16 protein-coding genes and 1 tRNA gene are annotated in these 23,051 nt (G+C 50.9%); 7 read left to right on the forward strand and 10 right to left on the reverse strand.

Going from position 1 to position 23,051, the window contains the following annotated elements:
- Positions 1-4: 4 nt before the first annotated feature.
- Complete coding sequence (locus MKX70_RS04575; protein WP_340839613.1) at positions 5-1,339, forward strand: 6-phospho-beta-glucosidase; 1,335 nt, start codon at positions 5-7, stop codon at positions 1,337-1,339.
- 105 nt (positions 1,340-1,444) lie between these two features.
- On the opposite strand, the gene MKX70_RS04580 is transcribed toward MKX70_RS04575, so the two are convergent.
- Entirely contained in the window at positions 1,445-1,870 is a 426-nt protein-coding gene (locus MKX70_RS04580; RefSeq protein ID WP_340839614.1) for an HIT family protein, read from the reverse strand.
- Positions 1,871-1,990: 120 nt separating this feature from the next.
- A complete protein-coding gene (locus MKX70_RS04585) occupies positions 1,991-2,818 on the reverse strand; it encodes an AraC family transcriptional regulator (RefSeq protein ID WP_340839615.1) in 828 nt (275 codons plus the stop codon).
- A 127-nt stretch (positions 2,819-2,945) separates the two neighbouring features.
- Between MKX70_RS04585 and MKX70_RS04590 the strand changes: the two genes are divergently transcribed.
- Positions 2,946-4,232: a Gfo/Idh/MocA family oxidoreductase gene (locus MKX70_RS04590; protein ID WP_042231696.1), complete on the forward strand. Its 1,287-nt coding sequence runs from the start codon at positions 2,946-2,948 to the stop codon at positions 4,230-4,232.
- Between the two features lie 111 nt (positions 4,233-4,343).
- Here the strand turns inward: MKX70_RS04590 and MKX70_RS04595 are convergent, their stop codons facing one another.
- Positions 4,344-5,732, reverse strand: a complete 1,389-nt coding sequence (locus MKX70_RS04595) for an MATE family efflux transporter (RefSeq protein WP_340839616.1) — start codon at positions 5,730-5,732, stop codon at positions 4,344-4,346.
- 109 nt (positions 5,733-5,841) lie between these two features.
- Positions 5,842-5,925 (reverse strand) — tRNA-Leu (locus tag MKX70_RS04600).
- A 426-nt stretch (positions 5,926-6,351) separates the two neighbouring features.
- Between MKX70_RS04600 and MKX70_RS04605 the strand changes: the two genes are divergently transcribed.
- Together MKX70_RS04605 and MKX70_RS04610 are read left to right on the forward strand one after the other, a co-directional pair.
- Positions 6,352-7,377 carry a hypothetical protein gene (locus MKX70_RS04605; protein WP_340839617.1) on the forward strand — a complete coding sequence of 342 codons (1,026 nt, stop codon included), beginning with the start codon at positions 6,352-6,354 and terminating at the stop codon, positions 7,375-7,377.
- A 154-nt stretch (positions 7,378-7,531) separates the two neighbouring features.
- A complete protein-coding gene (locus MKX70_RS04610) occupies positions 7,532-9,319 on the forward strand; it encodes a helix-turn-helix domain-containing protein (RefSeq protein WP_340839618.1) in 1,788 nt (595 codons plus the stop codon).
- Positions 9,320-9,380: 61 nt separating this feature from the next.
- Here the strand turns inward: MKX70_RS04610 and MKX70_RS04615 are convergent, their stop codons facing one another.
- The 3 genes from MKX70_RS04615 to MKX70_RS04625 all read right to left on the reverse strand — a co-directional run bounded on the left by MKX70_RS04615 (position 9,381) and on the right by MKX70_RS04625 (position 15,299).
- On the reverse strand, positions 9,381-10,286 hold the full coding sequence (locus tag MKX70_RS04615; protein WP_340839619.1) for an AraC family transcriptional regulator: 906 nt from the start codon (positions 10,284-10,286) through the stop codon (positions 9,381-9,383).
- A gap of 124 nt (positions 10,287-10,410) precedes the next feature.
- The gene (locus MKX70_RS04620) at positions 10,411-14,235 is read right to left on the reverse strand and encodes an S-layer homology domain-containing protein (RefSeq protein ID WP_340839620.1); all 3,825 of its coding nucleotides are present in this window, start codon (positions 14,233-14,235) and stop codon (positions 10,411-10,413) included.
- Between the two features lie 158 nt (positions 14,236-14,393).
- On the reverse strand, positions 14,394-15,299 hold the full coding sequence (locus tag MKX70_RS04625; protein ID WP_340839621.1) for a GNAT family N-acetyltransferase: 906 nt from the start codon (positions 15,297-15,299) through the stop codon (positions 14,394-14,396).
- A 189-nt stretch (positions 15,300-15,488) separates the two neighbouring features.
- Here MKX70_RS04625 and MKX70_RS04630 point away from each other — a divergent pair, with 189 nt between their 5' ends.
- Entirely contained in the window at positions 15,489-15,872 is a 384-nt protein-coding gene (locus tag MKX70_RS04630; RefSeq protein WP_340839622.1) for a hypothetical protein, read from the forward strand.
- Positions 15,873-15,974: 102 nt separating this feature from the next.
- On the opposite strand, the gene MKX70_RS04635 is transcribed toward MKX70_RS04630, so the two are convergent.
- The 3 genes from MKX70_RS04635 to MKX70_RS04645 all read right to left on the reverse strand — a co-directional run bounded on the left by MKX70_RS04635 (position 15,975) and on the right by MKX70_RS04645 (position 20,641).
- Positions 15,975-17,261: a glycoside hydrolase family 18 protein gene (locus tag MKX70_RS04635; protein WP_340839623.1), complete on the reverse strand. Its 1,287-nt coding sequence runs from the start codon at positions 17,259-17,261 to the stop codon at positions 15,975-15,977.
- Positions 17,262-17,373: 112 nt separating this feature from the next.
- Positions 17,374-20,160 (reverse strand): glycoside hydrolase family 3 C-terminal domain-containing protein, encoded by a 2,787-nt coding sequence (locus MKX70_RS04640; protein WP_340839624.1) that lies wholly within the window; start codon positions 20,158-20,160, stop codon positions 17,374-17,376.
- Between the two features lie 289 nt (positions 20,161-20,449).
- Positions 20,450-20,641 carry a hypothetical protein gene (locus MKX70_RS04645; RefSeq protein WP_039296893.1) on the reverse strand — a complete coding sequence of 64 codons (192 nt, stop codon included), beginning with the start codon at positions 20,639-20,641 and terminating at the stop codon, positions 20,450-20,452.
- A gap of 194 nt (positions 20,642-20,835) precedes the next feature.
- Here MKX70_RS04645 and MKX70_RS04650 point away from each other — a divergent pair, with 194 nt between their 5' ends.
- Both MKX70_RS04650 and MKX70_RS04655 read left to right on the forward strand, forming a co-directional pair.
- On the forward strand, positions 20,836-22,149 hold the full coding sequence (locus MKX70_RS04650; RefSeq protein ID WP_340841623.1) for a putative DNA modification/repair radical SAM protein: 1,314 nt from the start codon (positions 20,836-20,838) through the stop codon (positions 22,147-22,149).
- Positions 22,149-23,012 (forward strand): TIGR03915 family putative DNA repair protein, encoded by an 864-nt coding sequence (locus MKX70_RS04655; RefSeq protein WP_081956335.1) that lies wholly within the window; start codon positions 22,149-22,151, stop codon positions 23,010-23,012. Before MKX70_RS04650 ends, MKX70_RS04655 begins: the two co-directional genes overlap by 1 nt.
- Positions 23,013-23,051: the final 39 nt, after the last annotated feature.

Below are 23,051 nucleotides of genomic sequence, written 5' to 3' on the forward strand. Positions count from 1 at the left end.
CATCTTGGCAGCTAACCAAGGTCTTAAGATCGCCGTTATCGGCGGGGGTTCATCCTATACCCCGGAACTGGTAGAAGGCTTCATTCTGCATTATAAGGAGCTTCCGGTCCGCGAGCTATGGCTTGTGGATATTGAAGCCGGCCTGCATAAACTGAACATCGTGGGCGCTCTGGCCAAGCGGATGGTCGAGAAATCCGGCCTCCCTATAGAGGTCCGCCTCACCACCGACCGCCGCGAGGCTATTGCTGGTGCAGACTTCGTCAGCACCCAGATCCGCGTCGGGATGCTGGATGCCCGCGCCCGCGACGAGTCGATTTCGCTGAAATACGGGGTGATTGGCCAGGAAACGACCGGCCCCGGCGGAATGCTGAAAGCGCTGCGCACGATCCCCGTCATCCTCGGCATCTGCCGCGATATCGAGGAGCTGGCACCGGACGCGTGGCTGCTCAACTTCACCAATCCGGCAGGTATGGTGACCGAAGCGGTACTGAGGTATTCGAAGGTGAAGAGCATCGGCCTCTGCAATGCCCCGATTGGGTTGATTAAGCAGGTATCGTCCAAATATAACGCCGCCCCAGACCGGATCTATGCTGAGTTCGTCGGCCTCAACCACCTGCACTGGATCACCCGCATTGATGTGGAGGGTGAAGACAAGCTGGGTGAGATGCTGGAAGACACCGCCGGCTACAGCGCGAAGAATGTTCCGGCGCGCGAATGGAATCCCGAGTTCCTGCAATCGCTGCGTGCCCTGCCATCCTACTATTTGAAATATTTCTATATGACCGATGCGATGCTTGAAGAGCAGCAGGCCTCGGCCTCAAAAGGCGAGAACCGTGCAGAAGTCGTCAAGCGTGTGGAAGAAGAGCTGTTTGAAATCTACGGCAACCCGGAGCTTAGCGAGAAGCCGAAGCAGCTGGAGCAGCGCGGCGGAGCTTTCTATTCAGAGGCTGCCGTCAACCTGATGCGCTCGCTGTATAACGGTACCAATGACATTCAGACGCTGAATGTTGCGAACCGCGGCATCCTGGACTTCCTGCCGGATGATGCCAGCATCGAGGTCAACTGCGTTGTCACCAAGACTGGCCCTCTGCCTCTGCCGCTGACCAAGATTCCGCCGATGGCCAAAGGGCTGATCCATGCGGTCAAGACCTATGAACAGCTCGCCATTGACGCTGCCGTCACCGGAGACCGCAGCCTGGCCATTCAGGCCTTGGCGCATCATCCGCTTGTCCCTTCTGTCGAAGTGGCTATCGCTATGCTGGATGAGATGCTTGAAGCGAATAAGGAGTATTTGCCGGCATTCTTCGGGCATGAGGTCCCCGCTGCTTCTGTCTTATAAAAGTATCAAGTCATATAAAAAGCCCGTGCTGACCGCAAATGAGCCCTTGCGGCTGGAACGGGCTTTTGCATTATTTTACAATGATATAGCGGTAGCTTTATCAGTTTATTGAAGATAAGCTCTAATCTTCCCGACCATCTCCTGAACCTCTTCATCCGTCAAATAGGTCTGGCCCGGATTCATCTGGAACGTGGAGCCAAAGTCCGCCTGCCCGTCATACTTCGGAACGATGTGCATATGAAGATGATGCAGCTTGTCGCCGTAAGCGCCATAGTTTATTTTATCCGGCCCAAAGGCCTTGTCCACCACTTCAGCTACCTGTGCGACATCCTTCATGAATGCGGACAATTCGTCTGCGGTTAGCTGGAACAGCTCTTTTACATGATCGCGGTAGGCCACATTGCATCTTCCCTTATACGTCTGCTCCTTGAACAGAAAAACTGTCGAAACCCCCAGCTCGCAGATTTCAATCATCAGGTTGTCCCGCCGTTCATCCTCCATACAGTACATACACTCCTGATTCTTCTCCATGCCTTCAGATCCTTTCGCCTCTGGATACACTGCTTTATCTTAGTACACGCTCTATACTGCTCCACAAATCCGCTGCCGACTATTAAAACGGTTACACTCTATCAAATTCGAAGCTCCTGGTTACGCCCGGTGCTGCTTGCGGTGCTGCTTGCGGTACTGCAGCGGAGAGCGCCCCGTAATTCCCTTGAACATCCGCCCGAAATGAGCGATGCTGTCGAAGCCTGCCGCTTCTGCGACCCGGGTGATCGGCCAATCTGTATCCGTCAGCAGCGTCTTCGTCTCGCGGATACGGACATAATTCAGGTACTCGATAATCGTAAAGCCTGTCGTCTGCTTAAACGTCCGGCACAAATACGTGGAGCTGATGAAGAACTGCTCGGCAATCCCGCCAAGGGTAAGCTTCTCGCCGTAGTGGGCATCCAGAAATTCAATGATGCCGTACACCCGGCGCTGCCCCTCGCTTTGTTCGGGAGAGACCAGGGCGGGCTTCGCCTTGCGTATCCGCTCCAGCTGAATCAGCAGCTGCAGCAGCAGCGTCCTGGTATATTCACTGCCCCACAGCTTAGCCTCCTTCTGTTCCCCCAGCATGGCATGGAGCAAATCCGCAATCACTCCCTGCTCATGCGCCGTAGGCCGCAGCAGAAAGCTCTCCCCCGCAAAGACATTCATCCAGTTCGGCCCGGGTGCAGCCAGTTCCAGATACGAATCATCGAAGCTGACCAGGACCCGCTCATGCGGCTGGTGGTTTCCGCCCGTTGTACGGTGCAGATGATTTTTGTTAATAAACACCAGGTCTCCGGCTTCCAGCGCGTAAATACGGTTGCCGATATAGTAGTGCCGTTCTCCGGACAACAGATAGTAGATTTCGTAGAAATCATGGAAGTGGTCGATGTCCATATTGAAATATCCGCTCCGCTTAAGCTGCTCAATCTGAAAGATGGGCTCCACTCTGCATCAGGCCTCCTACCAGGATAAGATACGCATATTTTCGGGTTAAATAGACTAAATACCGTTCACTTTCTGCATTTCCTATACTATAAAATAGAATCAAATCCAAGTAAATGGAGTGATCCCCTTGTCCAAAAAGAAATATGTAATCGTCGGCACCGGTGGCCGGGCCGAATTTTTCTATGGCGCTCTTGTTACCGTTTACAACGAAACGTCCGAGCTGGTCGCTATCTGTGATGTCAATCAGACGCGGATGAATTTCGCTAATCAGATGCTGACTGACAAATACGGCTATCATGAGGTGCCTACCTACAAAGCCGAAAATTTCGACCGGATGATTGCCGAAACCAAGCCTGACTATGTACTGGTAACCACGATTGACCGCACGCATCACAAGTATATTATCCGCGCAATGGAGCTTGGCTGTGACGTCATTTCTGAGAAGCCGATGACGATTGACGAAGAGAAATGCCAGGAGATCTTCGATGCCATCCGGCGCACCGGCAAGAATCTCCGTGTAACCTTCAACTACCGCTACGCGCCGCATAACACGAAGATCCGCGAGGTCATTATGGACGGTGTGCTGGGCGAGATTCTGTCCGTCAATTTCGAATGGCTGCTGAACACCCAGCATGGAGCGGACTATTTCCGCAGATGGCACCGCGATAAGCGGAACAGCGGCGGCCTGCTGGTGCATAAATCGACACATCACTTCGACCTGATGAACTTCTGGCTGGCTTCACAGCCGGATACCGTGTTCGCCATGGGCGATCTGCGCTTCTACGGCAAGGAGAATGCCGAGAAACGCGGCATCACCGAGTTCTACCAGCGTGCCTACGGCAGCAAGGCTGCCGAGAACGACCCGTTCGCGCTCCATCTGGACCGCAACGAGCACCTGAAGAGCATGTACCTGGATGCCGAGCATGAAGACGGCTACCAGCGCGACCAGAGCGTATTCGGGGACAATATCAGCATTGAGGATACGATGAATGTTATGGTCAAATATAAGAATAAGACGGTGATGAACTATTCGCTTAATGCCTATATGCCTTGGGAAGGCTTCATCATCGTCTTCAACGGCACGCAGGGACGGATGGAGGTGCGGATTACCGAGCAATCCTACGTCAATTCCGGCGGCAAAAAAGAGAACGAAGGCGCCCTGGAAGGCGTGAATATCATGATCTATCCGCACTTCAAAGAGCCTTACCGCGTGGAGTTCGAGAGCAGCGCAGGCGGTCATGGCGGCGGTGATCCGGTGCTGCTGCGCGATATTTTTGACAAGAAGCAGGAAGACCGCTTTAACCGCGCAGCCTCGCACAAGGACGGCGCGATGTCGATCATGACCGGCATAGCCGCCAACCGTTCCATCAAGACCGGCCAGCCGGTGAAGGTTGACGATATCTGGAAGGCTTAGTTCACCGGCCGGCATCCGTTAATATGCAGCAGACCAAAGAACCCATCCTCCGCCTGAACGCGGAGATTGGGTTCTTGTTTATTTTCAGCTGATGCTCGGGACAGGTTTGGCTTATATGACCTTGTGCTGCAGCCACTTCTCGCCGAGGAAACGCCGCATGAAGATGAAGCCGCGTATCCCCCATTCACAGTTCATTGCCAGCCACACCCCGATTATTCCCATGTTCAGCACAATCCCCAGAATATATCCGAGCACTACGCGGAACAGCCACATTGAGAGCATAGACACAATCGAGGTGAACTTGGAATCCCCCGCCGCTCTAAGCGCCGAAGGGGTAATGAAGCTGATCGACCATAATGGAATCTGGGCCAGCGAGTTGATCAGGAAGACGATGAAGATATCCCGGACAATCTCCTGCGGCGGATGGAACATCGATACCAGCGGATGGAATAACGGGAAGATCAGCAGTCCCATCAAGATAAAAGAGGCCGAAGACAGCCACAGGAAGGACTTCACGAATTTGCGTGCATCTTTGACATTGCGGCTCCCTATGCATTGACCGACCACCGTAATCAGCGTCAGGGACAGGGCATTCGCCGGAATCTGCATCACTCCCGCCAGCGTAGAACTGATCGCATTGGTAGCAATCGCATAGGTGCCCAGGCTGACGATGAAGATCTGCGTGAGAATCTTCCCGCCGTTGAAGAACATCTGCTCCGCCGCAAACGGCAGGCCGATCGACATGATTCTCCGGAGCATCGTCCAGTTCAGCACCAGCAGATCACGGATCTTCACATGCAGACTGCTGTCCAGCCGGAAGAGATAGATCAGCGAGCAGGCGGCCGCAAGATACCGCGATATATTAATGGCAATGGTCATTCCGAACACACCCATATGCATCCCGTTAATGAAGACAAAGTTCAGCAGTACATAGGAGAAATTCATAATCAGTGACAGTACGAGCGATGCCCTCGTCCGCCCGATGCCGCGCAGCGCGCCGCATACTGCCTCCATCACAGCAATCCCCAGATAGGATAAGCTGCTGCCGATCAGATACGTCCGGGCATTGGCCATCACCTCAGGCGAAGCCGCACCGAACAATAAATGCAGCAGTGGACCATGGAACACAATTCCGAATAAGCCGATGCACAAAGCCATCAAAGAAACGGAAGATACCGCTCCGGCGGTCGCCTTGGAGACCATAAGCTCGTTGCCGCTCCCCTTGTACTGGGCTACAACGACCGTGCCCCCTGTGGATACGGCGATGAACACACTGATCAGAAAAATATTAAGCGAATCTATCATATTCACCGCACTGATTGCTGCTACCCCTGAGGAACTGATCATCGCTGTATTGACGAGGTTCAGCCCGACCACGAAGGCCTGGTCCACCAGTACAGGGAGGAATAACGCTATGATCTGGCGATAGTCAATGGATTCTCCGGAGAAATGCTTCTCAAGGAATCGCTGGCTTGGCTTCATACTGCTGCTGGGCTCCATTACAAATTCACTTCTCTTATGTTTAGACTTGTTGCGGGAAACTTCCGCAAAAATAAAAAAAGGCCCTTCAGGAAGAAGAGCTTTCGCTTGCACTACGTATAAAGCTGTATGCGGTCAAGAGGACTCGAACCTCCACGATATTGCTATCACTGGCACCTGAAGCCAGCGCGTCTGCCAATTCCGCCATGACCGCAAAGAAAATATTCAATGCAATGCAAGAATTAATATATCATGATTTCGCTGGAAGAACAAGAGTTTTTTAATTTTTTTGTTCAAGATATTTATCATAGGAGATTCGCATATTGGGCTATATATTAGTGGAGTAACCTTATCATTTCATTCTGAAGGGCGGACTGCTATTTCGGTTAGATGGATACCCGGTAATCCGAGGGATCATTTAACGCGGAGAGTTAGAATAAAATCATTTGTTTTTGCAGATTGGCAGGCCTGTCATAACGGCAGGTAAATTTGTGTTGCCATTTTGCAGAAATGTGATTTTATTTTACTCTCTGGCTGTCTTCTCTTCTTCTAGCGGGGCCGCAGAGTAAATCTGCGGCTTTTTGTGTTGACTATGAACGGAAATGGTACGGCTGCCCATACTATTTATGAGGTGATCGATATGACAAGACCCTATGTAAATCTGACAAGCAGGAACCGGATTCAAGATTTCCAGAACGAGATCAGCCGCAGGCTGAACGATTTCACATCACTGGACGGAGTCATCGGCATCACTCTGAACGGCGGGTTATCGCGGGGCTACGGTGACGAGTTATCCGAGATTGATCTTGTGCTCTATCTGGAGACCGGCAGCTATACGCTGTGGTCCAGCGGAAGATCGCCGCTTCCCCTTGGGATTACCTTGATCGGAGATTACCTGTATGACATCAAGATCCTCGATCTTGAGGAAGAGCAGCAGAATCAATGGGATAGCGTGGCGCTCTGGGATTTGTCTTATGCCCGTATCCTATACGACCCGGTTGGAAGGATCACGACGCTGATAGAGGCGAAACTGGCTGATCCGCCCCGGCGCCTGCAGGCAGAAGGTCCGTTATTTCAATGCTGGTGGTATTTCCGGCTTGCCGGGGATATCTGGATTCACAGAGGGGATACCGTACAAGGCCATGCCATGCTGAATAAAGCGGCGATCCAATTAATCGAAGCCTTATTCACGGCCAATTGTGAATATGTGCCCCATGAGAAATGGCTTATCCATTTCAGCAGATCGCTGGCCTGGACACCGCCGGACTGGGAAGCACTTCTCCTTGCCATCATGGGCACCGGAGACTTCTCCCGGCAAAGCCTGATCACGCGGCAAGCCGCCATCGAACAGGTGTGGGAAGAAATTGATGCCTATATCATCAGTATGGAGCGCCCGGAGTATAAGCTTAATGTGATGCATATAACCTTCTTTGATCTGCTGAAGCTGCTGCTCACCGAAGATCCGCTCCCTGTCACTGAATGGACGAAGCACATTAGCTTATCCGTTCTCTCAGGTGAACCGTTTATCCGGTTCGCTTCAGTTCACCAAGACCACATAATAGTAGACAAGGATAAGCTCCTAACCTTAAACCCGGAGAAGCTCTATTCCTGGTATTCGGCCATTATAAAGCAGTTATTATCGGAAATCAGGAACGGAGTACTTTAACAGCGGCATCCGGCGTGCATACAGAGAAATCCTGTGCATCAACCTGCAGTTGATTTTTTCATGTCCGGGCCTGTACTCCGGTAAATGGTCATTCCTGGAATTCAGATTATAATAGAATTACGACGTCGAATGAATCTATGGGAGTGTATCAGGTATGGTCAGCAGTGAAAAAATCGGAAAACGGATAGCCACACTTCGGAGAACAAAAGGCTTGTCACAGGAGCAATTAGCGGAACTGCTTCATGTCAGCGCCCAGGCGGTGTCCAAATGGGAAAACGGTAAATCCCTGCCGGAGACTGCCACCCTCCCCCTGCTATCCGCTGCATTAAGCCACTCGATCGACAGCATTCTGCTGCCACAAGAGCTTGTGGTACTCTCAGCAATCTACACGGATGGCCAGCAGGAGCTGGATGTCACCCATTTTGTGAACCAATTTGTTACCTCGAACCGTCTAAGCTTAATTGCCGGGGATCAGGTCTTTCCCCAATCTTTAGATGGTGACCGCCTAAAGCTGCTGCTCATTACCTATGAGACCCCCGCTGGAATCTATTCAACTTATGTGCTGAAGGACCAGCTTTTGGTGATAGATCTCCATTCAACCGGTTATGTCTCCGGAGGCAACGAGCTGCAGATTCTTTTGGCCAATTACGGCAATGAACAGGCGAGCCGCAGCGTCTTACAGAAAATGAAGCATTATGAGCATTTCCGCTGGGATCATTTCACCGCCACGCACGAACTGTTTCCGAGTCTGATTGACAATGAAGGTAAGGACTACCTGCTGCTGGTCTACATGAACACTGAAGGCATTCATGCCGTAAGCTGCGCAGAAGGCGAGCAGATTCACTACAGTCCGGGTCGCACCTCTCTCTATCAAAGTGATTCTACCGATCAGCAGTGCATTGTAGAGGGGATTAGCCGGCTTGGTTTTGGCCGGGGGATGGATTGCTCCTGGGCAGGAGCCATGACACTCTCGCTTGTCTCCAGAGGGATAGATACAACCTATGAACGGGTTATGGGCGATTCAGGAGCATGCTGGAGAGTTGCTTTTGAACCGGTATGGGATTACAGCTCTGCGGATGCGCTAGTCGTCTATGATCACTCCGTGCCAGCCTGCACGGCTTATGGAATACACGCCATCCAGGCCAACCGGCTGGAACCGCCGCAGCGCGCAGCCGAGAAGCTGGCAATTCTGGAGGATATCCGCAATGGCAGACTGCCTATAGCCATTAATCTCAGGGTGGCACCTGAATGGGGAGTAATCACAGGCTACCTGGAGAATGGCAGGCACCTGCTGTGCCGCAGTTATTTTGACGATGAGACCTTTAGCGAACTTGAAGCTGACCCTGCATTCCAGACGCATATGAAGATCAGCAAGGGTTATCTCTCTGTGGACCATTGGCCTTATAGGATTATCCGTCTTGGCGAACAGACTCATGTCCCGTCTGCCTTGGATAATCTGTATGCCTCCCTGCGGATCAAGCTGGACGTTATGCAAAACTCCGGGCACAGCACCTATGCTATGGGTTATCAGGCTCTTGAAGTATGGAGCGAAGGACTGCTGGACCGGCAGTGGTATGCTGCAGCAGATGATGAGACGTACAGCCGCAGGCTTGGAGTCAATCACTTCTGCATGATGGCGCTGGCCGATGCCAGAAGAAGTGCCGCCGCGTATTTGCAGGATTCTCTGCCTCTGGTACAGGATCAGCGTAAGCTGACGGCCTTGTCGGAGATGGCTGGGGTATACGGCGAAATGGCTGCTCTGCTTGAAGATTTCTACACAGGAATGGCTGATCCAGCTGCATTACGGACAGGAGGTTCATCCCGCCAAAGCTGGACTGCCGCGCAGCGGGAGAAGCAGGCGGAGCTGCTGGCACTGGTCGCCTCGCTGGAACACCGGGGAGATACGCTTGCAGAGACAGTGCTGGGCTTAACCGCGGATTGACCTGAAATGGTTCAAGGAGAAGCACCCCGCGCTTCTCCTTATTTGGGCGGCAGCCCGCAGGCTAACCTAATTTACGGACCGGCCGCAGTACCGCATACCCGTAACCTTCGGGGAAATGGCGCTGATAGTCCTGCTTATCCTCTTCGTCCCACGCATAGCCCATGGCCGCCGGATCATAATTCCAGGCCACTTCCTCTACGATGTGCATGACCTGCCCATTATCCTGTAAATAATCAAACGGCGGGTGAAAAAAGACCAGATACTCCGATTCCGGCACATCACGGCACTCCATACCTTCAGGGATGGCACCATCATAGTCTGCTGCAACAGGAATACCGTACAGGTAGCCCTTGCGCCCGTCCTGATAGAACCAGCCTGCGGTCTGACCCAGCTGCCCGGGAAGTGTATGATGCGACATGCTCTCCAGTGTTCCGGAGACCTCATCGCAGTCATGCCCGTTCTCCCAGAACCCTCCGTAATTGTTCGAGTCGATATCCCGGATGCCGATAAATTTATGCGCTGGTATGAATTCAAGCTTGATCTCTGCTTCCTGCAAATGCACTTGTCTCATTTTATCCCGCTCCTTGATCAGATAATGATAAGGGGAGAACACCTCGGCCCGAATGGCGAGTTGAATCGGCTGCGGATTCTTCCTGTAGGCAAACGGAGTAATCTTGAAAGCTCTGTAAAACGCCCGCGAGAATGCCTCCTGTGAAGAAAAGCCGAACTTCACGGCAATATCGAGAATCCGCGTATCCGTATCCCTCAGCTCCAGTGCCGCCCGGCCGATTCTGCGCTGCCAGATGTAATCCCGCAGCGTCATCCCGGTCAAAGCATGAAACTGCTTGGTGCAATAATACGGCGAATATCCCAGCTGTCCGGACATCTTCAGCAGCGTAGGCGTAGCCGCAAGGTCTTCCTCGATCCAGTCAATCATAAGCTGAACCATCTCGTTCCATTCGTACAATGCTGTTCTCCTCCTTTCATTACTGATCTTAGCAAAGCTGGTTCGTACAGATTTGACTTGAATTGCACTAGTATAACGGTAATCAAAAAGGACACCCGCAGGTATCCTTATGATCAATCCTGATTTAATTTACCGTGATGGTTAATAGATCACTGGCTTCCTTAAGCCCCTCTTTGGCAAACATCCTGATGCTCTGTCCGGATACCAGAGGGTTAAAATACGTATCAAAGGAAAATGAGCCGTCGCTTTGTACGAATGCAACATCATAAACGTTATTATTCTCATTTAGGAGGAAAATAGTTGTAGTAGCTCCATTACTCACCTTAGCCCCTGAGTATGTCCCTTGAATTGTCGCAGCTCCTGCACTAACAGTACTGGTAACTACAGGAACATCGGCTCTGGGTGACGATTGAATTGTAATATACAAAGGATCACTAGGCTGCTTGCCCGCTTCGTCTGCAATGATATAGATCCGGTCGCCACCGCGTAAAATTTCAAACCATAATCCCAAGGACCATTGCCCGGTGTTCATGTCTGAGTACGAGCCAGTAGAGATTTGACGGCCGTCTTCGTGATATACATGCAGAAGCGTGCTTTTAGCAGCCGTACCGCTTAATCCGCCCGTATATCCGTATACCAGGCTACTGTTCAGTACAGGCTGGCCGGACTTTTCAACAGGTAATGTCGCCGTAAGTACAACAGCTTCACTTATAAGCTTTCCCCTCGAGTCGGCTCTGATGATTAGCTTATCACCAGGAACCACAACCCGCTTCGGATAGGAAGGCATGTATAAATAAAATTCTCCGAGTTCATTTGCTTCATTGCTGTAGATGAAGGTACTATCCTCATAATAAAAATACACCGTGGCAAATGGCTCCGTAATGCCGTAAAATCTGGAATCGTCATCTGCATAGACTGATGTCGTAACCGTAGGGGCAGGAGTCGCAATGGTTGGAGCTATTGCAGTGAAGAATAAAGGTTCGCTCTCCTTCAACAATCCTACAGTGGCCGTCAGCTGGTATTGTTCATTTGGAGAGAGCTCCAAATTCCGGAAAGTAATCTTGCCATTAAAAGTAGGAAGATCATCTATAACTGCGCCATTCTTGTCTTTCAAAGTTACCCATACATCGCTCGGATACTGGACAAACGCTTCGATGTAAGTATAATCACTGTAAACTTCTCCAACGATCGTCGGGGTTGGTGTAACAGGTCTATTGGCTACGACTACTGAAATAGGCTTGCCAACAAGCTTTTCGTACCCCTCCGCCGTTAGGTATAAAGTCTCTCCCGCCACAGGACGCGGGTCTAACTGAACAGTGAACTTGCCTCCATACTCCTGCTTTTCTGTTTTTCCCTGGCCAATCACCGTTCCATCTGCCCTTTTGACAACAATAATGGATTCCCCTTCAGCCTTACCGGTGATTGCCCAGTCATCTTCGTAGACTATTCCCGTTACTACCGGCGGTGCGGTTACAGCACTGGGAACGACAACAGTAATGTAAGCAGGTTCGCTTTTTCGTTTGCCTGAGGCTTGCGCATACACCATCAGCTTCTCCCCAACAGTAAACGACGGGTTACTCCACAGATAGATTACGAAATTGCCGCTAAAATTATTATTTGTCCCAATGATTGTTCCATCTGCCCGCGTTATTATGATTTCATTAGAACTGTCTTCGATGGTGCCTCTGATGATTCTGGTGTCGTCGTATACTACGCTAGTTACAACAGGCGTCTTCGTCTGTGGCCGCTCAACTGCAGTGACCTCGAAACGCTCAGTGGTCCACCCATTGTCAGCATACAGAGTCACAAATAATTTGTCTTTGTCCTTCAGGAGCAGGTTAGGATTATAGTCATAAAGCCTGAAGCTGAAAAAAGTGTCGAATTTGAAAGGCGGAATGTTCAATTCCGTCCCGTCTTCAAGTTCCACCTTAACTTTAAAGGGCTGTCTTAGATACATAACGCTGCCGCTCAGATAAGATAAATCTGTGTAAACTATGGGTTCAACCTTGGGTTCAGGCACTTTCTCGACGATTATGATATCCGGCAGGACTACGTCTTTCCCTGCTTCCACTGTAAATTCATCCGTATAATATCTGTAAGGGTAGATATATACATTAACAATGTAAGTACCCCGCGCTACGTTGTCGAACCCAAATGTTCCATTTTGACTACTGCTGCTGGTATAAGTCCCTTGCGTATCCTTCACCCCTGTTAAGTAGAGGAACATATCACTGATAGGGAGCGGCTGGTTATGATTATAGTGCTGAATAAGCAAACGTCCGGTTACACTAACATTGGATTTCGGTACGGTAATGACTTCGGATAGTATAGAGCCTGCGCCCTTATACGACAGAGAGTATACGGCGGTCTGATCCTCTTCACCGTTGCTTATCGACGGGATCGTCAATCTGACAGTTGTTTTATTGTCCAGCAGGGTAACCAGAGAAACAGCCACACTCCGGAAATCCTCATTATTAATTTTGCCTGACACTGCGAAATCAGCGGCTTCAGGCAGAGTATTCAGCGCCTGGTTAAACAGGACATCAATATTTCCGTTGGCAGCGGTAATTCCGGTTACAGCCAAGGCAGGACTCTCAGTGCCACTGCCCCCGCCTGTTCCAGGGCTGGATGTACCTCCGCCTCCGCCTGGCGCTGGAGTAGCTGCAGCCGTGTTATCTTTTGGCGACGTAGAATCTTTTGCCCCCTCAGATAAGGTGACCGCCTTAACATTACCTTCACCTGTCACCGTCAATTTACTCTTTGACTCCAGGTTCTGTATAACAACATCCTTATTAAAAATCATATTCTGGATAACTACATTTTCTTTGACATATAAGCTGGCTACAGTGCCAGAACGAACCTTGAATTCTTTCAGGCTGGTATTAACAGAAACACTTTTAAAATCTCCGGCAAGCGATACCGTTCGCTCTGACGATGTCTGGGTTTCAGGAAGCACAGTTACATTTACAAAACCGTCGCCGGAAACACCATTTTCCTCAATTACGGCACTGGAAAAAATTTGTGCATCCTTAATACTGGTTGCGCCCTCTGCAACTACCCGTACTGCTGCATTCAACCTGTTCACAGATACTGTACCTAATTGGCTATTCTTGATATGGATGCTATTGTTGCCTCCGCCTTCAATTCGTGTTACACCATCTACCTGCACTTGTTCAAGGGAGGCGTCCCCCTCTGCAATCTCTTTGGAAATCACCAGATCGCCCAAGATATGCATGTTTTTGAGTGTGACGTTTGAGGCTAGAATATTCACATTCCCCTGTACCGCAATAACCTCTGATCCCCCAAAAACACCTGCTTGATCATAAGTTACTGTATTTAAAGACAGTGCCTTCTTAATTACCACCACTGCTTCCGCACGAGTCAATTCACGCTTTGGCTGAAATGCTCCATCGGAGTCATTACTCATAATGCCCTTTTCCAAAAGGTAGCCAATAGCCGGTCTGCTCCAAGCAGGAATGAGATTCGAATCTTTAGCGGAAACTGCAGCAGTTGCCCCGTTACTGTCCAGCTTTAATATTCTTGATATAATTACTGCTGTTTCTTGTTTGGTTATTTGCTTGCCTGGACGGAAGGTATTATCATTGAAGCCGCCAATATATCCTTGAGCAATAGCCTTTTGCACTTCTATGTATGCCCAGTTTGTTTGTTTCAGATCTTTGAAGCCGATAGCGCTCGTATCAGAATACTTAAAGGCTCTGTTCACGAGGGCTACAAATTCACCTCGGGATATTTCGGCCCCCGGCTGAAAGGTATGATCGGGATATCCTGTAATCAATCCTTCATCCAGCCATTCCTGAATATCAGTTTCAGCCCAATGCCCCTTAATATCAGACATTTTCTCCGCACTGGCATAATTCAGGGAAAACGGTAAGAGGACAAATAATAATACAATGAAGCAAACATTTCTTAAGAACCGATTGATAACCAAGAGATTAGGTCACTCCCCAATAGAATTAGTAAAATCACTGGGACTAAAGGCATACATCCATATTAAAACCCAGTACTTTTAGGTTAATTCTACAAAAAAACCGTTTCACCTTTTTTCCCTGCAAAAATTCCCATTTGTACACGTATGCCCGGCACAAATTAATATTTTCTAACTATTACCGCCGGCTCCATCCTGCCTCCAATGATGATATGCTTCATTACACTATCCCTGTTGAACCCGTTCTTGTCATAGAACCGGACTGCAGCTTCATTCTCCTCGCTGACATCCAGTCCAATGCGCGTATAACCCAGACCTCTATAGGTCTCCGCCAGATAGGCAATCAACTTCCTGCCCGTTCCCCTGCTTCTCTCATCAGGGCGGATACAGATGTACTCCAGATGGAGGATGCCGGTCAAAACGTTTCTTCTAACAATTATGTATCCTATGAAAGAACCCTCGTTAAGGACGGCGTAGATATCATAATCACTGTTGCCGCTATCCTCTATTTCCGCTGTGATATCCTCTTGTGTCAATGTAGCCCCCTGGAAACCTTGATTATGTAGTTCAATAATCTGTTTCAGCCACTCTGACTCAGGCTCTGTGACGGGCACAATGGACAGATCCGCATAACTGCTGTTACTAAGCGGTAATGCAGTATCCATCGAATAATGATAGTGTGTTCTAACCTTCTCGGTACGATAGCGGGCGGCATATTCAATCAGCGGAACATTATCCGCACGGGTGAACAAGTGGATATACCGGATCGCCGCTGAGCCGGCGGCTTCGCTGAGATACCTGAATAACAGCTGGAGTTCATCCTCAGGGCGGGCGGAATAATAAGGTCCCCACACTTCTATATCCTCTTGTCCACCGCCTACGTCATAGGTGTCCAATATAATTGCACCCCTGATTTCCTCTCCCTCATACAACACGAAGCTTGCTTCTGCCATACCATCACTCAGGTCATGAATAATATCATCAAGTGTGCTGCCCACGTACCCGCATTGCTGGCTTTCCGAATTACGGGCACAGATAAATGCCGCCAGATTCCGGATGTTTGTCAAACGGCTCTCCCCCTTGGATTAGAATATAGAAATGGAATATTATACCACACTATATTGATATTACGATATTTTTATGGAAAATACAGCACATGGTTGTTCAATTTATTTCCAGGAAACTCCATACCTGCACAAGCCGCCTCCCGGGTTCTGAGTAAAATATAGTAAATAGAACAATGAGGTGAGTGACGAATGGCAAATTCAACAAAAATCCGCAAGCGGGCACAGCAGTTGAAGGGCCGGCCGGTCTGCATTACTTTACACGATGGACGTTCATATGTAGGCTGGATAACAGACCTTAATAAAGAAGCAGTAATCCTCTCCAGAACAAGCACGCTTCATAAATCTAAACGGAAATCGTCTTCAGGTGCCCGGAAGGCAGAGGTCTCCGGCTTCATGCCTTTACTAGGATCGTTCATGGGCGGGGCAGGCGGAGCTGCCGGTATCGGAGGTCTGGGGAAATTCATGGGGATGTTCGGAATGGTGCAGAAGGCGATGCCTGTCATGAAGATGGGCTACAATATGATTAAGTCGATCCGGCCCTTCCTTGGCGGCCTCAAGGGCTTAATGGGCTAACGCTGTAACGGTATAAGCAGAAACGGCTGTGCACTCCTTTTGGGGGCGTACAGCCGTTTTTTTGCAGCAGCTTTTCTGCCCAAAAAAGGGGACATAGCCGGTTTATTTTTTGACCACATTGAAGTTATCTTCGATTAACAGCCAATTCTGCGGAAAAGGCAGCCCAAGCTTCCAATAGCTGATGCCCCGGAGATCGAGCTCCTTGATCAAATCGAACTTGGCCTGAATCGAGCGGGCATCTTCGAACCATACCTTATGCTGCCGGCCTGCGTCATCGGTGTAATCGAAGTGCGGAGCCTGGGCTTTATAGTCGTACTGAATGGCGGCATTTCTATTCCGCGCCAGATCAATTGCCGCCTGCGGGCTAAGTGCTTTGGCATACTCTCCGCCAGCCGTATAAGGCAAAGTCCAATCGTACCCGTACAGATTCTGGCCCATCATAATTTTGCCGGGGGGAATTTCACTTGCCGCATACGTCAGCACCTGACGCACCGGTCCTATAGGCGAAACAGCCATCGGCGGACCTCCGCTGTATCCCCATTCGTAAGTCATAATAATGACAAAATCAGCAACCTGGCCGTGCACTTTATAGTCATGCGCCGTATACCAGGCCCCGGTTTGGGAGGCACTGGTTTTGGGTGCAAGTGCAGTAGACAGCAGGAACCCCTCCTTGTGAATGATGTCCGCTGCCTTGCGCAAAAAGGCATTATACGCTTCGCGGTCCTCCGGCCGGAGGAATTCCAGGTCAAAGTGGATATCTCTGAAATTCAGCCGCTTCGCCTCTGTCACAATGTTCTCCAACAGCCGGTCCTGCACCGCAACATCATTCAGTATAATCCGTCCCAGCTCCGAGCTGAACTGGGCATCCTCCAGATTCGTGACGACCAGCATCAGCGTGACCCGGTTCTGCGCCGCGATTGAAGCCAGATTATCCAGCGGCGGTGCCTGCAGCGAACCGTCCCGCTTAATCCGGAAACTAAACGGAGCCAGATACGTAAGCTCAGGGGCAGCTTCTGCGGCAGCATTCTGCAGCGCCTGGGAGACCGCTTCCCCTCTCGGCTCAATATAGGCATTCACTTCTGCCTGCCGCCTTGGCACAGGAGGTATGTACAGGCGGAGCCCGGTCTGCAGCGGCTGGTTCAGCGTCAGCCCGTTCACTTCCGCCAGCGAGCTGGCCTTCAGGCCGAACCTCTTCGCGATACTATAGAAGCTATCCCCCTGCTGAACCCAATAATACTGGCCTACGACCGGAATCACCAGCGTTTGTCCAATGACCAGCCTCCCTGGCGCAGACAACTGATTCGCCTCAGTTATCGTATCCATGTTCACGCCATAAGCATCAGCAATCCCATACAGCGTCTGTCCCGGCTGCACCACATGTATTTGCATCCTTTCATGCTCACCCCTTCATAGTAGCAGTTATACCTTATTTTATTCGGGAGTGCTGCAGGTATGCGGATGCAAAAAGACACCCCGGAGGGTGTCCTGATATTAAAAGCTGTTACACCTGCTTGAATTCAATCCACTCAATCTCCAGGCCGGGTTTGACGAAGTCCAGCTTCATTTCATACAGACCGGCTTCAAGTCCGATCTTGACCAGCTTCTGTCTGATCCATTTGCCTTCTGTCCCGTTCGTCTGAATGGTGGTCACTGGCTGTCCGTTCAGGGTCACGTTGCAGGCGCTTTGGGCAAGCTCAGGTTCCGGAGACATGATGCTGACAAAGATCCGGTACTCACCGGCTTCATCCGCCTGGATATAGGTTGATCCAGACACACTTGGTGCAACCTGTGCGTTATGGCTCAACACCTGAACCTGCTCAGCCACCAGGGAAGAGTCTGCCTTAAAGGTCTCAACAGCTTCTACAATCTCATGCTTTCTGGAGAAGACCGGTGCCTGCATGATGAATTCGCAAATGTTGATGGCCGAGCGCTGAAGCTCGCCACGGGTGAGCGTCCCATTCTCCAAGGATTCGAGCGTATTGTCATCATAGGCGTTGACTTCCGCACCATAATTGGATACTACCATGTACAGATCGTTCTGTGCCCGGACCATCCAGTTCGTGTTCTTGCGGTCCGCGGTGCCTCCGTTCACGACATCATTCATGATTGCCCACCAGTCAGTCATTACAATTCCCCGGAAGCCCCATTCACCGCGAAGCAGCGTGGTATTCAGATCATAGTTGGAAGCCGCCCAATGTCCGTTGACCGGATTGTAGGAGGTCATGATCGAATTCGCGCCGCCCTGCTTCACAGCGATTTCGAAGCCCTTCAGGTAAATCTCGCGCAGCGCGCGTTCGGATACGACAGCGTTCACCTTGCTGCGGTGCTTCTCCTGGTTATTGCAGGCGAAATGCTTCAGCGTGGCATTGGAGCCGCCCTTCATAATACCGCGCGTGCATGCGGCAGCGAAGATCCCGGAGATCAGCGGATCTTCAGAGAAATATTCGAAGTTACGCCCGTTCAGCGGACTGCGGCGGATATTAAGACCCGGTCCCAGCAATGCATCCACCTGGTTGCGTAACAATTCCTGACCTTCCATAACATACAGCTCTTCAACCAGCTCTGCGTTCCAGGTAGCGGCAAGCAGGGTTCCAATCGACACCTGGGTCGCCTTCTGTCCGCTGTCCATACGGATACCGGATGGGCCGTCTGCTGTAGCGGCAACCGGAATGCCGTAACTGAACAGGCTGTCGCTGACTCCGCCGAAGGCCGAAGCCGTACCCGGCGTAACCAGCGGACTGCTCATCCCTTCGCCTCTGACAATGGCCGCCAGATCCTGGTCGCTGAGCTGGGCAATGAACGTATTCATGCTGACTTTACCTTCATGGACATCTCTCAACGTATGGCCCTGATTGCCGGTCTGTACCAGCGTTTCCGGAAGATTGCTTTCAATCCGCGCTGCCATATCTACCTTGCGTACCGGCACCTCAGCAGAGATCAGTTCATAAGAACCGTCTTCCTTCCGGACCCCCGGTTTCATTCTCTTGAAGCTTTCGGTCGGCGCCATCGCCTCTTGCAGCTGCTCTACAACCTTAAGCTCATCCAGAACATAACCTGCTTGTCCATCTACGCTAACTTCTGCTACAGCTTTAACACTGGTTCCTACGTAGAAGCGGTAGGTTCCAGCTTCCAGTACATAAGCGGAGGGATGCCCTGTCACTCCGGCGTCATCATACGAAGCCAGAGAATGGAGCGGGAAGCTTACCGTAACCTGCTGGGACTCTCCAGGCTCAAGCAGCTTGGTCTTCCCGAATGCCGCCAGCGCTTTGGCCGGTTTGCCCAGCTGTCCCTGCGGCGCTTCATAATACACCTGCACCACTTCTTTACCGGAATAGGTATCTCCTGTATTGGTTACAGTTACACCGATCTGAATCTGTGGTTCACCCGCCTGGTCCACCAGCTTCGCTTCCTCCGGCTCCAGCTTGAAGGTTGTGTAGGATATGCCATAGCCGAATTCATACTGAACCTTATCCGGACAGAAGGTCTCGAAATAACGGTATCCTACATAGATATCTTCCTCATACAAGTTCTTGAACTCATTGCCGTAGTTGCTTGTGGACGGGTAATCCTCAATGGAATACGCGATCGTATCTGTCAGCTTGCCGCTTGGCGTCACCTCTCCGGCCAGTACATCGGCAATCGCATTGCCGCCTTCCATACCGCCATGCCAGGAATAGATCACAGCAGAGATGGGATGTACATATCCGGCATCGTTAACCCAGCTCATATCCATAATATTGGAGACATTGAGCACAACAACAGTTTGTTCAAAGTGAGCCGTAACCTGCGTAAGCATAGCCTTCTCATCTTCTGTCAACCGGTAGCTTCCCGGTGCATCGGCGTTGTCCTGATCCTCACCGGCGGTACGTCCAATCACCACAACGGCCTTGCCCGACTGGCTTCTTGCTTTTTTCACCAGCTCATCCGTAAGCGGCATTTCCTTCTGATTCCACGGCTCAGCCGCCCATACCTTTCCGCCGTCATCAAACGGGTTAAGTCCAATCCAGTCCTCGTATGCTGTTGCCAGCTCTTCATTGACGCTAATGTTCTTCTTGCTGCGCAGGCCGTCCAGCAGATTAGTCGTATATGCAACATGAACACTTCCGCCTGATCCTGTACCGCTGCGGTAGTAATTCACTTGTATTCTGCCAAAAATGGCAACGCTCTCGCCGTTTCTAAGCGGAAGCACCTGCCCCTCATTCTTAAGCAACACCGTGCCCTCTGCGGCTACTACCCGGCTAAATTCTGCAAAACCCTCTAATGGCACTCCGATATTCTGTGTACTCAATTGGCTTCCTCCTGTTTGTTCGTTTCCCAACGTGTATTGATTCTATAGATAGCATCCTCCCTTACGGGATTCACGATATCTTGAACCTTTGTTGTTATTTATATAACATATCCTTCTAAGAATAAAAGCTACAGCCCTAATATACAAGCTCTGCAGCTTAAAAAGCAAAACCGGGCAGCCTTATTCTCTTCGCCCGGAACCCCTCTTAAATAAAAAAGACACCATACGGGTGTCTTCAAATGTTCTCGCATACGATTCGTTTCACCCGGGGAACTTACGGATCTTCTATTTATTTGCGGCGGCGGCTCTTCATCATACGGTTATACATCACAAGAGCGGCAACAACCATACCAAGCATGGCGACGCTGCTTGCCGATTCCTGCGACATCCCAAACATCAGACAAATACTTGAAACCAAGGTTCTCGTAAGCAACGCAACTGCAATCAGCATGATTGGCCGCCAAATGTTGTATCCTCTCATTCCCAGCAACACTCCTAACCCTATTTTCAGAAACAGTACAGTTCTAAATGCTATGAACCATTAAAAACTATTATAGCATATTAAGGAATACGCATACATTCTGACCGGGTAACACGTACATAGCGAAGCCTTTTGACAAGAACACGTGTTCGGTATATACTTCCTCTATGAGGGGGTTTGTGATCGTGGATGTTATGGAGAAACTTGAGATTCTAACCGCTTCAGCCAAATATGATGTAGCCTGCACTTCAAGCGGTTCAGACCGCAAAGGCCAGGCCGGAAGTTTGGGCAGTACTGCTGCAGTGGGCATCTGCCACAGCTTCGCGGCGGACGGACGCTGCATTTCGCTGCTGAAGGTACTTATGACCAATGCCTGTGTATATGATTGTGCCTACTGCATTAACCGCAAATCCAATCCCGTCCGCCGGGCGGCTTTTACACCCGAAGAGATCGCGGACCTTACCATGCAATTCTACCGCCGCAACTACATAGAAGGACTATTCCTCAGCTCAGGGATTATGCGCAATCCGGATTATACAACCGAGCAACTGATAGCAGCGCTGGAGCTGCTGCGGAATGTGTACCATTTCAACGGCTATATTCATGTAAAAGCGATTCCTGGAGCTGACGACGCCCTGCTGTCCAGACTCGGACTGCTTGCTGACCGCATGAGCGTCAATATCGAGCTGCCCTCGCAGGAGAGTCTTGGGGTACTCGCTCCCGATAAGAGCAAGATTTCCATCCTGAAGCCGATGGGACTGATTAAAGATAAGATCAAGGAGAACCGCTCAGATATCGTCAAATATAATCACGCTCCCCGCTTCGCTCCCGCCGGCCAGAGCACGCAGATGATTGTTGGCGCCTCGCCCGATACGGATTACCAGATTCTAAATCTGACGGAAGGCCTATACCGGAAGTACGCACTGAAACGCGTGTTCTTCTCTGCCTACACCCCGGTGATCGAGGATTCGCTGCTGCCTTCGCTGGACACCAAACCCCCGCTGCTGCGCGAGCACCGGCTCTATCAGGCCGATTGGCTGCTGCGCTTCTACGGCTTCCAGGCGAACGAATTATTGGATGAAGCAGTCCCCAACTTCAATCCGCTGCTTGATCCGAAATGTAGCTGGGCCGTTAACCACCGGGAGCAGTTCCCGGTTGAGATCAACCGCGCACCATATGAAATGCTGCTGCGTGTACCCGGTATCGGCGTAAGGAGCGCACAGCGGATAGTCAAGGCAAGACGGGCAGGAACACTGGATTTCCAGGCACTCAAGAAGCTGGGTGTCGTGCTCAAGCGTGCCCAATTCTTCATCACCTGCAAGGGCAGACCACTGGAAGGGCTGAAAGTCAGTGAACATACGCTGCTTCGTTCACTAATGTCCGGCCAACAGCTGGCCCCTTTTCAGCCCCCGCAATACGAGCAGATGACGCTGTTCGAGGACCATAACCTGGCAGCCCTGCCGGCAGCAGAAGGATGGGCCGGGTTCAAGAAAGGAGCGGAAGCCTGATGTTCAAGCCGTCCGCTCTGGCTTATACCTATGATGGCAGCTTTGAAGGTTTACTATGCTGTGTTTTTGAGAGCTATACCTGGAGGGAGATTCCGCTTGCTGTTCATTCAGAAGGTCAGGAGCAAGGCCTGCTGCTGGAATCGAAGTGGATCGAAACCGACCACGCCAAAGCGGGGAGAGTACTGAAGTCTATCCCGCTCCGGATCAGCCCTGAAGCCGAGGAACTGGTCCGTCTGGGGTTCTGGTCATGTACGCCGGAGAAGGAGCTGCTGCTGCTGAACTTCCTGTATCTCGGCTTCAAGCATGGCCGCAAGGTAATGAACATGCTTGCCGATGACACGGTTAATGCTCTAATGAAGGCCGTTCAGCAGCTTCGGCGGGAAGGTCACCTGTATCTGGGATTTGTCCGCTTCTCCGTGTACGGTCCGGTCATGGCTGCTGTCATTGAGCCGCAGGGATACATCCTCCCTGTGATTCAGGAGCATTTCTGCGACCGGTTTCAGAATGAGAGCTTCATGATCTACGATCAGACCCACGAGGCGGCGCTGATTCACGAACCCGGACGGGAGGCTATCATACCGCTTAGCGGATGGCTTGCACCCGAGCCGGATGAAGCAGAAGAAGCCTATCGCCGCTTATGGACAGGCTTTTATCATGCGATCGGGATCAAAGAACGCCGCAACGACCGCCTGCGCTCCTCGCTGATGCCCAAGCGGTACTGGAAGCACATGCTAGAGATGAACGGCAGCAATGGCGTCCCTGCACTCGCTGCTCCGCAGCGGAAGAAGGCGTTACAGCCGGAGCCGCCGAAGACAATCGACTCTCTCCCGGCCTCACTCAGACAAACAAATACTCATACTTAAGCATAGTCGGCAGCTTCACATTACCCAGCGCAAAAGGAG

It is taken from the genome of Paenibacillus sp. FSL R7-0312 (assembly GCF_038004445.1).
Lineage (GTDB): Bacteria > Bacillota > Bacilli > Paenibacillales > Paenibacillaceae > Paenibacillus_AQ.